Source organism: Pseudomonas sp. PB103 (assembly GCF_009764635.1).
In the GTDB taxonomy this organism is placed as follows: domain Bacteria; phylum Pseudomonadota; class Gammaproteobacteria; order Pseudomonadales; family Pseudomonadaceae; genus Aquipseudomonas.
Genome location: NZ_RWIL01000098.1, coordinates 1 through 12,918, shown reverse-complemented (window position 1 = coordinate 12,918; position 12,918 = coordinate 1). Strand labels below are relative to the sequence as shown.

Here is a 12,918-nt window from a genome sequence, read left to right as displayed (position 1 = left end):
TAGTGACTGATGAGGCGCTTGGAGCGTTCCTTTTTTATGACCTTTGATCTTGTTATTGCCAAATCGAAGGTTAATTGAGAAATAAATGCTAAGAACCTCTATACGGACAGGCTAAAATGCGCGCCCGGCTAACCGCTGATCCTTTTCTAACGCGCCCCACAAGGTTCGCTACGTGATCGAGTTTCAAAACGTCCACAAGACTTACCGCGTCGCCGGTAAGGATATTCCCGCGCTGCACCCGACCAGTCTCTCTATCGAGAACGGGCAGGTGTTCGGCCTGATCGGCCATTCCGGTGCGGGCAAAAGTACCCTGCTGCGTCTGATCAATCGCCTGGAAGACTCCAGTGGCGGCAAGATCTTCGTCGACGGCGAAGAAGTCACCGCGCTGGATGCCAACGGCCTGCGCCGTTTCCGCCAGCAAGTCGGGATGATCTTCCAGCACTTCAACCTGCTTGCCTCCAAGACCGTGGCCGACAACGTTGCATTGCCGCTGACCCTGGCGGGTGAATTGTCGAGCAGCGAGGTGAATCAGCGCGTCGCCGAATTGCTCAAGCGCGTCGGCCTGTCTGACCACGCGAAAAAGTACCCGGCGCAATTGTCCGGTGGTCAGAAGCAGCGCGTCGGCATCGCCCGCGCCCTGGCAACCAAGCCGAAGATTCTGCTGTGCGACGAGGCCACCAGTGCCCTCGACCCGCAGACCACCGCCTCGGTCCTGCAACTGCTGGCCGAGATCAACCGCGAGCTGAAGCTGACTATCGTCCTGATCACCCACGAGATGGATGTGATCCGTCGTGTCTGCGATCAAGTCGCGGTGATGGACGCTGGCGTGATCGTCGAGCAAGGTTCGGTGGCCGATGTGTTCCTGCATCCCAAGCACCCGACCACCAAGCGTTTCGTTCAGGAAAGCGAGCAGATCGACGAAAGTGAACAGCGTGATGATTTCGCTCACGTGCCAGGCCGCATCGTGCGTCTGACCTTCCAGGGCGAAGCGACCTACGCGCCGTTGCTCGGTACCGTCGCGCGGGAAACCGGCGTCGACTACAGCATCCTTGCCGGTCGTATCGACCGCATCAAAGACATTCCGTACGGGCAATTGACCCTCGCCGTCACCGGTGGCGACATGGAAGCGGCTTTCGCCCGCTTCACCGCCGCTGACGTTCACATGGAGGTATTGCGCTAATGGAAGACCTGATCAGTTTCTTCACCAATATCGACTGGTACGAAATCTGGCTGGCCACCGGCGACACCATGCTGATGCTCGGTGGTTCGCTGCTGTTCACCGTGTTGCTCGGCCTGCCGCTGGGCGTGTTGCTGTTCCTCTGCAGCCCGCGTCAGTTGCTGGAAAGCCGTGGCCTCTACGCGTTCATGTCGCTGGCGGTAAACATCCTGCGTTCGCTGCCGTTCATTATTCTGTTGATCGTGATGATCCCGTTCACCGTACTGATCACCGGCACGTCGCTGGGCGTGGCCGGTGCGATTCCGCCGTTGGTGGTGGGCGCGACACCGTTCTTCGCGCGTCTGGTGGAAACCGCGCTGCGTGAAGTCGATCGCGGCATCATCGAAGCGACCCAGTCGATGGGCGCGACCACGCGGCAGATCATCATGAACGCCTTGCTGCCGGAAGCCCGCCCGGGCATCTTCGCGGCGATTACGGTGACGGCGATTACACTGGTGTCCTACACGGCGATGGCCGGTGTGGTCGGCGCCGGTGGTCTGGGTGACCTGGCGATCCGTTTCGGTTACCAGCGTTTCCAGACCGACGTGATGATCGTCACCGTGGTATTGCTGTTGATTCTGGTGCAAGTGCTGCAGATGGTCGGTGATCGACTGGTCGTGCATTTCTCGCGCAAATAACCGGTTTTGTAATCAAGAGATGAGCCGGCCATTCGCTGGCAGGCGCCAGACGGGCGCTTTGAAAAGGAGTTAGCTGAATGAAAAAACTGATCGCTGCTTTTGCTGCCGTTGCAGCATTCTCGGCCCACGCCGAAACCCTGACCGTTGCCGCCACCCCGGTGCCGCACGCAGAAATCCTCGAGTTCGTGAAACCAGCGCTGGCCAAAGAAGGCGTGGAGCTGAAGGTCAAGGTCTTCACCGACTACATTCAGCCGAACGTACAGGTCGCCGAAAAGCGTCTGGACGCCAACTTCTTCCAGCACCAGCCGTATCTGGATGAGTTCAACAAGGCCAAGGGCACTAACCTTGTCGCCGTGACCGGTGTGCACCTGGAGCCGCTGGGCGCTTATTCGAGCAAGCTCAAGGATCTGAAGGATCTGCCAAGCGGCGCCAACGTGGTGATCCCGAACGACGCCACCAACGGCGGCCGTGCGCTGTTGCTGCTGGCCAAGGCTGGCGTGATCACGTTGAAGGATCCGACCAACATCCTGTCGACCGTCAAAGACATCGTGACCAACCCGAAAGACCTGAAGATCCGTGAACTGGAAGCCGCGACCATCCCGCGCGTGCTGACCCAGGTCGATCTGGCGCTGATCAACACCAACTACGCGCTGGAAGCCAAGCTCGATCCGTCCAAGGATGCGCTGGTGATTGAAGGTAATGACTCGCCGTACGTGAACATCCTCGTGTCCCGCCCGGATAACAAGGACAGCGACGCAATGAAGAAACTGGCTGCTGCGCTGCACAGCCCGGAAGTGAAGCAATTCATCACCGAGAAATACAAAGGCGCGGTATTGCCGGCGTTCTGATCGCTCTTTCGGCTTGATTGATCGTGCCCATGCTCCGCGTGGGCATGCATCCCCGGACGCTCCGCGTCCGCTGGGACGCACAGCGTCCCTTGCTGCATTCCCACGCAGAGCGTGGGAACGATCAAAGAAAAAGGGGACGCCATAAGCGTCCCCTTTTTTGTGTCTGATGTTTGGCTTTAGAGCTGTTGTGGAGCAGCCCCTCACCCCAGCCCTCTCCCGGAGGGAGAGGGGGCCGACCGAGGTGTCTGGCGTCATACATCGACCTGAAAGATCCAGTCGATTATGGATTCAAAGCAGCACGTTCATTTCGGCGTAATTCTTGAATATCCCTCATTCAGTCCCTCTCCCTCCGGGAGAGGGCTAGGGTGAGGGGCTTTTAGGGGCCGACCGAGGTGTCTGGCGTGAAAGATTTTGGCGATTATGGATTCAAAGCAGCACGTTCATTTCTGCGTAATTCTTGAATATCCCCCATTCAGTCCCCTCTCCCTCCGGGAGAGGGTTAGGGTGAGGGGCTCTTGACTTTTAAACTGTCACTTACGGTTAAGCATCACCGGCAACTGCGCAACCAGTTTGGCATTATTCAACGGCGCCCGAATAAACCCACGCTGTGTCCCATCCGGCCCGATCACCGCCAGATTGCCGCTATGGTCGACGGTGTAATTCGGCTTACTGGTATCCGCCGGAATAAACGGAATACTCACCGCGTTCGCCACCTTCTGCAGCTCTTCAATCGAAGTCGGCGTCAGGCCGATGAACTGCGGATCAAAGTAGCCCAGATACTGCTTCAACTGCTTGGGGTTATCACGGTTCGGGTCAACGCTGACCAGCACGATCTGCAACTTATCCACAGCGTCTTTCGGCAACTCACTCTTGATCTGCCGCAGCTGCGCCAATGTGGTCGGGCAGATGTCCGGGCAGAAGGTGTAGCCAAAGAACAGCAAACTCCACTTACCCTTCAACTCATTGATCGCCACCGGTTTGCCATCCTGATCGGTCATCGTCACGTCTGGCAAATTGCGGCTCTGCGGCAACAGGATAATGCCGGCGTCGATCAGCGCAGTCGGGTCGCCCTGGCCCTTGCCGCTCAGCACTTTGTTGACGGTCAGGCCGAGGATCAGCGCGATCACGGCGACGAGGATGAAGACGGTTTTCTGGGTTCGAGTCATAGGTTCAACAGTAAGTAGTGGTCTACGAGCAGGGCGATGAACAGCAGGAACAAGTACCAAATAGAGTACTTGAAGGTGTTGATCGCCGCGTGCGGCCGAGTGCCACGGTACAGCACCACGGCCCATTGCAGAAACCTTGCGCCGAGGGCGAGCGCGCAAATCAGGTAGAGCACGCCGCTCATGTGGATCACGTACGGCAGCAGGCTCACCGCCAGCAGCGCGAAGGTGTACAGCAGAATGTGCACCTTGGTGTAGTGCTCGCCGTGGGTGACCGGCAGCATCGGGATGTCGGCTTTGGCGTATTCCTCTTTGCGATGGATCGCCAGCGCCCAGAAGTGCGGCGGCGTCCAGGCGAAGATAATCAGCACCAGCAACAACGGTTCGGCGCTGACGTGGCCAGTGGCGGCGGTCCAGCCCAAGAGAGGTGGTGCGGCGCCGGCGAGGCCACCGATGACGATGTTCTGTGGCGTCGCACGTTTGAGGAAACCGGTGTAGATCACCGCGTAACCGAGCAGCGAGGCCAAGGTCAGCCAAGCGGTCAGCGGATTAGTGAAAGTCAGCAACAAGGCCTGACCAAGCAGCGCCAACACCAGCGCAAACGTCAGTGCCGCCGCCGGCGAAACCCGGCCCTCGGCCAACGGCCGTTTGTGCGTACGCGCCATCACCGCATCGATGCGCCGATCGACCACATGATTGACCGCCGCCGCCCCACCAGCACACAACGCGATACCCAGATTGCCGAACACCAGCACCGTCCACGGCACCCCGGCGCGGGTCGCGAGGAACATGCCGACCAGCGAGGTGATCAGCATCAGCACCACGACTTTCGGTTTGGTCAGTTCCAGATAATCACGCCAGATCGCCTGATGCGGGCGTTCGCCAATCAGAATCGCCACGGCGTTTCTCCTTTAATAGTGATGGGCGCGGCGGAATGTTTGCGCGGGCTCAGGCGCCAGCGCGCGAGCACCGGTTGTTTGACCCGGACCAGGCTGGTGCGCGCGTGGTAATTGACCAGCACCATCGTCAGCAACAGCGCCGCACCGCCAGCGTTATGTGCGACCGCCACCGGCAGCGGTAGATGGAACAACACGTTGCTGATGCCGAGGGTGATCTGCGCCGCGAGGGCGATCAGCACCAGACCGGCCAGCCGCGTCATGCCGACCACTTTTAATTGCCAGGCGAGGCCGAGCAGCACCAAAGTCACCAATAGCGCGCCGATCCGGTGGGTCAGGTGAATCGCCGTGCGCGCATCACTGTCGAGTTGTCCGCCTAAGTAATTCGGGCCGATGTGTTGAGTCAGGTGAAAACCGTTAGCGAAATCCGCTGGCGGTAGCCATTGACCGTGGCAGGTCGGAAAGTCGATGCACGCCACCGCTGCGTAGTTGGAACTGACCCAGCCACCCAACGCGATCTGACCAATTACCAACAGCAATCCCGCCGTCGCCCAATACTGCAAACGCTTGGGCACGGTCAGCGCCGGCAGCACTCCGGACAGTCTAAGCGTCAGCAAAAACAGCAGACTCAAGGTCGCAAACCCGCCGAGCAGATGCCCGGTGACCACTTGCGGCCAGAGCTTCAGCGTCACCGTCCACATGCCGAACGCCGCTTGTGCAATCACCACCGCCAGCAGAAACAACGGCAGCTTCAACGGCAGCCCCGGATGACGCCGATTGACCCACGCGCGCCCGGCCAAAATCGAAATGAGCATGCCGAGGGTGCCGGCGAAGTAGCGGTGGATCATCTCGTTCCAGCCCTTGTGCGCCTCCACCGGCGAATCGGGATAATGCAGTTCGGCATGGGCCAGTTGCGCTTCGCTTTTCGGCACGCTGATAAAACCGTAGCAGCCCGGCCAGTCCGGACAGCCGAGGCCGGCGTGGGTCAGGCGCGTATAGGCGCCGAGCAGCACCACAATCAGCGCCAGCAGGGTGGCAAACAGCGCGAGGCGAAATCCAGGTTTGGCCATGACGATGCCCTTATCCGATGTTCGACAGTTTCAGCAGGTGACGCAGGTCGTTGAGCAGATCCTTGCCCTTCACATTCGGCTCATAACGCAGCACGAGATTGCCGTGGGGGTCGATGATCCACAGTTGCGGCGTGGCTTTGTCGCCCGTGGTTTTACTGAACACAGCGGCGTCCAGCGGGTAGCGTTGCAGCTGTGGATATTCGCGGTTGAGCTTGGCGTCGTAATCAGCGCTGACCGGTTGAGCAGCGGCGAGGGCATGGCTGGCGCGGCCGGCATCGCGGCCCAGACCGATCTGGATCTGCCGCGCCAGATACACCAGTTGCTGGCAATCCACCGCGCAATCTTTCGGCGCGGTGACCAGGATCTGCCAACGATCCTCGTCGGCCTGCACGCCGAGGTCGGCGCGGGTCTGGCCGTTGCCGATCAGTTCACCGTGATAGCTGCGACCCTCCGGCACCCAGAACTGCAATTTGTACATGCCGGTGGCGAGCACCATCGGGCCAATCACGCCGAGCAAAATCAGCAGCAGCTGAACGCGCCCGCGACGGCGGCTGGCGGCAGGTTTCGCCTCAGACATGCTGGGTGGATTCATGGCCGTTCCCATGGTGTTTCTCCTTTGCGTTGTGCAAGCCCAAATAGACGTAGAGGCCGAGCAGGGCGGTGGCCATGGCGAACCACTGCACGGCGTAACCGAGGTGTTTTTCCGGGCCCATCGCAACCACCGGCCAATCGGCCTCGTAGCTGGCCGGGCCGGGTTCGGCGCGTAATTCGTAGGCGAAGCCGTCGCGGTCGAGGGTTTGCCACAGCTTGGCGGGTTCGACGGCGGTGATGGTTTGCGGCCAGGTGCTGCTGACTGGATCAGCGTGCAACTGGAAAGTGGCGCCGGGGGCGACGTAGACCCAGGCATCGATATTCAATGCTTCAGTGGGCGTGGTGAATTGCGGCGGTACGCGGCGATCCGGCCACGGCAACCAGCCGCGGTTGACCAGCAGCCACAGACCGCTGCGTTGATCCTGAAACGGTTGCAGCAGCTCGACGCCGACCTTGCCGTTACGTTGACGGTTATCCAACAGCAGACTGTGCGCGGCATCGAACTGGCCGTGCAGATGCACGCGGCGATACGCCGGATCGGCGCTGTTCAGCAACTCAGTGCTGGCCATCGGGTCGGCCGCACGACGTTCGGCGTAACTGGCGAGCAGGGCGGTCTTCTCGGCGCCCCGGCTCAGTTGCCAAAAGCCCAGCGACACCAGCAGCGGCAGCAACAACGCCACCACCACGGTCGGAATCACGCCCGGACGAAAGCGCTTCATGGCTGCGCCACAAAGTCAGTCGTTGCGCTCGCTATACTCAATTGCATCGCCTGTCCCCCGGAGTTCTTCCCATGCTCAAAACAGCGATCGTCCTGATGCTGATTGCCACGGTGATCAGCCTGTTCAGCGGCCTGTTTTTCCTGGTCAAGGACGACAGCAGTTCCAATCGCCTGGTCATCGCCTTGAGTGTTCGGGTGGCACTGGCCGCTTGCACCGTCGGCTTGATCGCCTGGGGCTTTTACAGCGGCCAATTGGTCTCGCATGCACCTTGGTAGGGTTGTTCCTCAGAGCACGTAAACGAAGATAAACAGGCCGATCCACACCACGTCGACGAAGTGCCAATACCAGCTCGCCGCTTCGAAGCCGAACTGGTGCTCGTTGTCGAAGTGGCCCTTCATGATGCGCATCAGCATCACAAACAGAATGATCGTGCCGATGGTCACGTGGGCGCCGTGGAACCCGGTGAGCATGAAGAACGTCGCGCCATAAATGCCCGAACCGAGGGTCAGGCCCAGTTCGTGATAGGCGTGCATGTATTCCTCAGCCTGGAAACCAAGAAACGCGCAACCGAGCAGCACGGTGATCGCCAGCCAGATTTTCAGCGCGCCGCGATGGCCCTTCTTCAAGGCATGGTGGGCGATGGTGATGGTCACGCTGGAGCTGACCAGCAGGATCGTGTTGATCAGCGGCAAGCCCCACGGGCTGATGACTTCTTTCGGCGGCGGGAACAGTTTCGGATCCGGTGTGTGCAGCAACGGCCAGGTGAACTGGAAGTTCGGCCAGAGCATGTGCGCGATGCCTTTGGTGCCTTCCCCGCCGAGCGCCGGCCCGGAGACGTGGCGCACGTAAAAAAGCGCACCGAAGAAGGCGACGAAGAACATCACCTCGGAGAAGATGAACCAACTCATGCCCCAGCGAAATGAGCGATCCAGCTGCGCGCTATAGAGCCCCGCGCGGCTTTCCTTGATCACCGCGCCGAACCAGCCGAACAGCATGTACGCCAGCAACAGGCCACCGACGAAAAAGATGTACGGGCCGTGGGATTCCGGGCGCGCCGCCTTCAGATCATTGAACCAGGTGGCGAGGCCGTACACGGTGATGGCCATGCCGAAGGTGGCGATGATCGGCCATTTGCTTTGCGGCGGAACGTAATAATGCTCATGAGTTGCCATTTATTGTTCTCCTTATCGGGCACGCTCAACCGCCAGTGTTTGCAGCCACCGGCGGATGTCGGGCGGTGATATCGAACAGCGTGTAGGACAGCGTCAGGTGCTTCACTTCCTTGGGCATGTCGCGGTCAACAATGAAACGCACTGGCATCTCGATCTGCTGACCGGGCTGCAGCACCTGCTGGGTAAAGCAAAAGCATTCGGTCTTGTGGAAATATGCCGCCGCGTTACTCGGCGCGATGCTCGGCACGGCTTGCGCGCTCATCGGTTTGTCGGTGGGATTGCGCGCGATGAAGATCATCTCGTTGACCGCACCGGGGTTGGCGGTGAGTTCGTCATGCTTGGGGTAAAAGTCCCAGGGCATGTCGGCGGTGTTGGTCGACAGAAACTGCACGCGCACCTGGCGCGAAGTGTCGACCACTTGCTCGCCCTCGTACTGCCCGGCGGTCTTGCCGTTGATGCCGAAGGCTTTGCACATCACGTCGTAGATCGGCACCAAAGCAAAACCGAAAACGAACATCGCCACGACCACCCCAAGCAGACGGGTGACCAGTTTTTTCATCGAGATTGAGTCAGCCATGATTTTCAGCCTCCACATGAATCCTTGTGGGAGCTGGCTTGCCAGCGATGGCTGCCTGCCTGACACACTGCGCTGGCCCTATCGCTGGCAAGCCAGCTCCCACAGGGTTTGTCACAGGACTGATGGTGTTCATTTCACTTCCGGCGGTGTGGTGAAGGTGTGGTACGGCGCCGGTGACGGCACGCTCCACTCCAGACCTTCCGCACCATCCCACGGTTTGGCCGGTGCTGGCGGGCCGCCGCGAATCGTCTTGATCACGATGAAGAGGAAGAAAATCTGCGTCGCACCGAACATGAACGCGCCAATCGACGAGACCATGTTGAAGTCGGCGAACTGCAGGTTGTAGTCCGGAATCCGTCGCGGCATCCCCGCCAACCCGACAAAGTGCATCGGGAAGAAGGTCAGGTTCATGCCGACGAACGACAGCCAGAAATGCAGCTTGCCGAGGGTTTCGTCGTACATGTGGCCGGTCCATTTCGGCAGCCAGTAATAGGTCGACGCGAAGATCCCGAAGATCGCCCCCGGCACCAGCACATAGTGGAAGTGCGCGACGACAAAGTAGGTGTCCTGATATTGAAAGTCCGCCGGGGCGATGGCCAGCATCAACCCGGAGAAACCGCCGATGGAGAACAGGATCACGAACGCCACGGCAAACAGCATCGGCGTCTCGAAGGTCAGCGAGCCTTGCCACATGGTGCTGGCCCAGTTGAACACCTTCACCCCGGTCGGCACCGCGATCAGCAGCGTCGCGTACATGAAGAACAGCTCGCCCACCAACGGAATGCCGACCACGAACATGTGGTGCGCCCAGACGATGAACGACAGAAAGGCAATGCTCGCCGTCGCATAAACCATCGAGGTGTAGCCGAACAGCGGCTTGCGCGAGAAGGTCGGGATGATCGAGCTGACGGCGCCGAAGGCCGGCAGGATCATGATGTACACCTCGGGATGCCCGAAGAACCAGAACACATGCTGGAACAACACCGGGTCACCGCCACCGGCCGCACTGAAAAAACTGGTGCCGAAGTGGATGTCCATCAGCATCATCGTCACGCACCCGGCGAGTACCGGCATCACCGCGATCAGCAGGAATGCGGTGATCAGCCAGGTCCAGACGAACAGCGGCATTTTCATCAGCGTCATGCCGGGCGCACGCAGGTTGAGGATGGTCGCGATCACGTTGATCGCGCCCATGATCGAGCTGATGCCCATCAAGTGGATGGCGAAGATGAAGAAGGTCACGCTTTCCGGTGCGTAGGTCGTCGACAGCGGCGCATAGAACGTCCAGCCGAAGTTCGGCCCGCCACCGGGGGTGAACAGGGTCGACACCAGGATCAGAAACGCCGCCGGCAACAGCCAGAAGCTGAAGTTGTTCATCCGTGGCAGGGCCATGTCCGGCGCGCCGATCATCAACGGGATCATCCAGTTGGCGAGGCCGACGAACGCTGGCATCACCGCACCGAAGACCATCACCAGACCGTGCATGGTGGTCATCTGGTTGAAGAACGCCGGCTCGACGATTTGCAGCCCCGGCTGGAACAGTTCGGCGCGAATCACCATCGCGAACGTACCGCCGAGCAGGAACATGCAGAACGCAAACCACAGGTAAAGCGTGCCGATGTCCTTGTGGTTGGTGGTCAGCACCCAGCGCATCAGGCCTTTGGCGGGGCCGTGGGCGTGGTCGGCATGACCATGGTCATCGATGACAGCGCTCATGGCCGGTCTCCTTCACGTGAGTGGGCGAGGTGGTTCGCGGCGGCGAGCCGCGAACCGTGGCGGGCAGATGCGATAGGTCGGCTCATTTGTCCCCCGCCTGTTTCATCTCCAGCACTTCTTTTGGCGTGACCATGTCGCCCTTATTGTTGCCCCAGGCGTTACGTTCGTAAGTCACGACCGCTGCGATGTCGACTTCTGACAGCTGCTTGCCGAAGGCCGCCATGGCGGTGCCCGGTTTGCCGAAGACCACGCGGTGCAGGTGATCGGCTTTGCTGCCTTTCATGATCAGTTCCGAGCCCTTGAGCGCCGGGAACATCGGCGGCAGGCCCTGACCTTCAGCCTGGTGACAGGACACGCAGGTGGTGTGATAGATCTTGTCGCCGCGTTCCTTGAGTTCGTCGAGGGTCCATTCCTTGCTGGTCAATTCCTTAAGCTGCGCAGCTTCGGCTTTGCGCTCGGCGAGCCACTTGTCGTAGTCGGCCTTCTCCTTGACCTCGACCACGATCGGCATGAAGCCGTGATCCTTGCCGCACAGTTCGGCGCACTGGCCACGGTAAATGCCGGGCTTGTCGATGCGCGTCCACGCCTCGTTGACGAAACCCGGGATCGCATCGCGTTTGACCGCGAAGGCCGGCACCCACCACGAGTGGATAACGTCGGCGGAGGTCACGAGGAAGCGCACCTTGGCCCCGGTCGGCAGCACCAATGGCTTATCGACCTCGAGCAAGTAGTGCTCGCCCTTGGCTTCCTTGTTGTGGATCTGCTCGGCGGGGGTGGCCAGGTTGCTGAAGAACTCGACGTCCTGACCCAGGTATTTGTAGTGCCACTTCCACTGATAACCGGTGATCTGGATATCGATATCCGGCTCACTGGTGTCGTACATCTTGATCAGGGTGGCAGTCGCCGGCACGGCCATCGCCACCAGAATCAGAAACGGTACGACGGTCCAGAGAATTTCGACGGTGGTGCTTTCGTGGAATTTTGCGGCGACCTGCCCGGTAGAACGGCGGTGCACCATCATCGACCAGAACATGGCGCCGAAGACGATGATCCCGATCACCACACAGATCCAGAAAATGGTCATGTGCAGGTCGAATACTGCGTGACTGATTTCAGTCGCTCCAGGCGCCATATTCACAGTCCAGGCAGCGTGTGCCGGACTGAAAATCGACCACAACAGGAGGCCCATCCAGACGTGTGGATGTCGCATCATTGCGGGTTCCCCTTATCGTTCTTGTTATCCCGCCGGCTTTCGCCTGCGGCAAGGGAGCGGCTGCATCAGACTACGAACTTGAATCGCCGGGCCTTGCTGCGGGTGCAGTCGGGCGTCATCAGCTAACTCCATTCACTGGCGAGTATAGTCAGCGGCTGAGAAATGCAATGTGCTGAAGTAAATGATCTGAAACAGCGGGTGCTTGCAATCGAGGGCACGAATGGAGAAGGATGCAGACGAGTGGTGGCAAATCGATATAACGCAGCTGCATCAAGGATGAAATAATTATGACAAATGCGTCTTAGCATTTTTCGTAAGCCAGCTAACTTATGTCTTCCCTATTTCATTGCCTTGTTTCCTGGAGTTTTCATGAACACCGCCGCATTGCGCGAGCAGATCCAAACAGCCCAACAACACGAGAAAGACACTGGCCTGCTGACCCGTCAGCTGGAAAGCAAGCTGCCGCATCTACACCCGTCGATCCAGTTACCGGAAGCCGACGCCAATGGTGTGCTGACGCGTTTTGTCGCCGCCTACATCGATGAAGTGCCGGACCTGCTGGACGCAGCCAATGAAGTCGCCAGGGAAGCGGGAATCGAATCGCAGATCAAACCGGTGCTGAAAATCGCCGAGCAGTATTTCCTCCAGCCGCCGGCCATCATGGCCGGGCACGTTGGCCTGGACAGCCTGCTCGACGAAGCCTATCTGGCGCACCGTTTTGTCGAAGAGGTCAACGACCTGTACATCAAGCATTTCGGCCAGCCATTGATCCCCTTGGACATGACGGTCGCCAACTTGATTGCTCACCAATTGATCGGTGAGGAATTTGCCAACCAACTGGACGAAGCAGTGCATCACGCCATCGACGAGATGCTCAACGACGAGAGTTTTGCGCTGGAATCGGTAGAAGCCTACCGCGACAAACTCAGCAGTCCGGACACCGGCGCCGCGTGGAAACGCTGGCCGTGCATGGGCCGCCGCCTGGGCGTGGGCCTGGAACTCGACCAGCCCGCCGCCTGAGTTCACACGATCCAATGTAGGAGCTGCCGCAGGCTGCGATCTTTTGATCTTGTTTTTTACAATCAAGATCAAAAGATCG

14 protein-coding genes are annotated in these 12,918 nt (G+C 59.6%); 5 read left to right on the top strand and 9 right to left on the bottom strand.

Features of this window, described 5'->3' with window-relative positions; genetic code table 11:
• The first annotated feature begins 172 nt into the window (after positions 1-172).
• The 3 genes from EJA70_RS17390 (at position 173) to EJA70_RS17380 (ending at position 2,702) form a co-directional block, all read left to right on the top strand.
• Complete coding sequence (locus tag EJA70_RS17390) at positions 173-1,180, top strand: methionine ABC transporter ATP-binding protein (protein WP_008081216.1); 1,008 nt, start codon at positions 173-175, stop codon at positions 1,178-1,180.
• Complete coding sequence (locus EJA70_RS17385) at positions 1,180-1,854, top strand: methionine ABC transporter permease (RefSeq protein ID WP_008081214.1); 675 nt, start codon at positions 1,180-1,182, stop codon at positions 1,852-1,854. Before EJA70_RS17390 ends, EJA70_RS17385 begins: the two co-directional genes overlap by 1 nt.
• A gap of 77 nt (positions 1,855-1,931) precedes the next feature.
• Positions 1,932-2,702 (top strand): MetQ/NlpA family ABC transporter substrate-binding protein, encoded by a 771-nt coding sequence (locus tag EJA70_RS17380; RefSeq protein ID WP_158832298.1) that lies wholly within the window; start codon positions 1,932-1,934, stop codon positions 2,700-2,702.
• Between the two features lie 530 nt (positions 2,703-3,232).
• Here the strand turns inward: EJA70_RS17380 and EJA70_RS17375 are convergent.
• Genes EJA70_RS17375 through EJA70_RS17355 form a run of 5 tightly spaced genes read right to left on the bottom strand, consistent with a single transcriptional unit; the run spans position 3,233 to position 7,141 of the window.
• Complete coding sequence (locus EJA70_RS17375) at positions 3,233-3,868, bottom strand: SCO family protein (RefSeq protein WP_008081211.1); 636 nt, start codon at positions 3,866-3,868, stop codon at positions 3,233-3,235.
• Entirely contained in the window at positions 3,865-4,764 is a 900-nt protein-coding gene (gene cyoE, locus EJA70_RS17370) for a heme o synthase (protein ID WP_038365028.1), read from the bottom strand. The genes EJA70_RS17375 and cyoE overlap by 4 nt, the downstream gene beginning before the upstream one ends.
• Entirely contained in the window at positions 4,752-5,831 is a 1,080-nt protein-coding gene (locus tag EJA70_RS17365; RefSeq protein ID WP_158832296.1) for a heme A synthase, read from the bottom strand. The genes cyoE and EJA70_RS17365 overlap by 13 nt, the downstream gene beginning before the upstream one ends.
• A gap of 10 nt (positions 5,832-5,841) precedes the next feature.
• A complete protein-coding gene (locus EJA70_RS17360; protein WP_158832294.1) occupies positions 5,842-6,435 on the bottom strand; it encodes a hypothetical protein in 594 nt (197 codons plus the stop codon).
• The gene (locus EJA70_RS17355) at positions 6,401-7,141 is read right to left on the bottom strand and encodes an SURF1 family protein (RefSeq protein ID WP_158832292.1); all 741 of its coding nucleotides are present in this window, start codon (positions 7,139-7,141) and stop codon (positions 6,401-6,403) included. The genes EJA70_RS17360 and EJA70_RS17355 overlap by 35 nt, the downstream gene beginning before the upstream one ends.
• 71 nt (positions 7,142-7,212) lie before the next feature.
• Here EJA70_RS17355 and EJA70_RS17350 point away from each other — a divergent pair, with 71 nt between their 5' ends.
• Complete coding sequence (locus EJA70_RS17350; RefSeq protein WP_158832290.1) at positions 7,213-7,416, top strand: twin transmembrane helix small protein; 204 nt, start codon at positions 7,213-7,215, stop codon at positions 7,414-7,416.
• 9 nt (positions 7,417-7,425) lie between these two features.
• Here the strand turns inward: EJA70_RS17350 and EJA70_RS17345 are convergent, their stop codons facing one another.
• From EJA70_RS17345 to coxB, 4 genes are all read right to left on the bottom strand, one after another.
• On the bottom strand, positions 7,426-8,313 hold the full coding sequence (locus tag EJA70_RS17345) for a cytochrome c oxidase subunit 3 (RefSeq protein ID WP_158832288.1): 888 nt from the start codon (positions 8,311-8,313) through the stop codon (positions 7,426-7,428).
• Between the two features lie 25 nt (positions 8,314-8,338).
• Positions 8,339-8,890 carry a cytochrome c oxidase assembly protein gene (locus tag EJA70_RS17340; RefSeq protein WP_158832286.1) on the bottom strand — a complete coding sequence of 184 codons (552 nt, stop codon included), beginning with the start codon at positions 8,888-8,890 and terminating at the stop codon, positions 8,339-8,341.
• Between the two features lie 129 nt (positions 8,891-9,019).
• On the bottom strand, positions 9,020-10,606 hold the full coding sequence (ctaD, locus tag EJA70_RS17335; RefSeq protein ID WP_016986466.1) for a cytochrome c oxidase subunit I: 1,587 nt from the start codon (positions 10,604-10,606) through the stop codon (positions 9,020-9,022).
• An 82-nt stretch (positions 10,607-10,688) separates the two neighbouring features.
• Positions 10,689-11,819, bottom strand: coding sequence for a cytochrome c oxidase subunit II (gene coxB / locus EJA70_RS17330; protein WP_158832284.1), 1,131 nt, complete (start codon positions 11,817-11,819; stop codon positions 10,689-10,691).
• A gap of 369 nt (positions 11,820-12,188) precedes the next feature.
• Between coxB and EJA70_RS17325 the strand changes: the two genes are divergently transcribed.
• Complete coding sequence (locus tag EJA70_RS17325; protein WP_008081191.1) at positions 12,189-12,839, top strand: hypothetical protein; 651 nt, start codon at positions 12,189-12,191, stop codon at positions 12,837-12,839.
• Positions 12,840-12,918: the final 79 nt, after the last annotated feature.

Excerpts from the sequence above, each read along its gene's own strand:
- EJA70_RS17340 (WP_158832286.1), bottom strand. The coding sequence starts at position 8,890 with ATGGCTGACTCAATCTCGATGAAAAAACTGGTCACCCGTCTGCTTGGG.
- EJA70_RS17350 (WP_158832290.1), top strand. The coding sequence starts at position 7,213 with ATGCTCAAAACAGCGATCGTCCTGATGCTGATTGCCACGGTGATCAGC.
- EJA70_RS17345 (WP_158832288.1), bottom strand. The coding sequence starts at position 8,313 with ATGGCAACTCATGAGCATTATTACGTTCCGCCGCAAAGCAAATGGCCG.
- EJA70_RS17385 (WP_008081214.1), top strand. The coding sequence starts at position 1,180 with ATGGAAGACCTGATCAGTTTCTTCACCAATATCGACTGGTACGAAATC.
- EJA70_RS17360 (WP_158832294.1), bottom strand. The coding sequence starts at position 6,435 with ATGGGAACGGCCATGAATCCACCCAGCATGTCTGAGGCGAAACCTGCC.
- EJA70_RS17380 (WP_158832298.1), top strand. The coding sequence starts at position 1,932 with ATGAAAAAACTGATCGCTGCTTTTGCTGCCGTTGCAGCATTCTCGGCC.
- coxB (WP_158832284.1), bottom strand. The coding sequence starts at position 11,819 with ATGATGCGACATCCACACGTCTGGATGGGCCTCCTGTTGTGGTCGATT.
- EJA70_RS17365 (WP_158832296.1), bottom strand. The coding sequence starts at position 5,831 with ATGGCCAAACCTGGATTTCGCCTCGCGCTGTTTGCCACCCTGCTGGCG.
- EJA70_RS17375 (WP_008081211.1), bottom strand. The coding sequence starts at position 3,868 with ATGACTCGAACCCAGAAAACCGTCTTCATCCTCGTCGCCGTGATCGCG.
- EJA70_RS17325 (WP_008081191.1), top strand. The coding sequence starts at position 12,189 with ATGAACACCGCCGCATTGCGCGAGCAGATCCAAACAGCCCAACAACAC.
- EJA70_RS17355 (WP_158832292.1), bottom strand. The coding sequence starts at position 7,141 with ATGAAGCGCTTTCGTCCGGGCGTGATTCCGACCGTGGTGGTGGCGTTG.
- ctaD (WP_016986466.1), bottom strand. The coding sequence starts at position 10,606 with ATGAGCGCTGTCATCGATGACCATGGTCATGCCGACCACGCCCACGGC.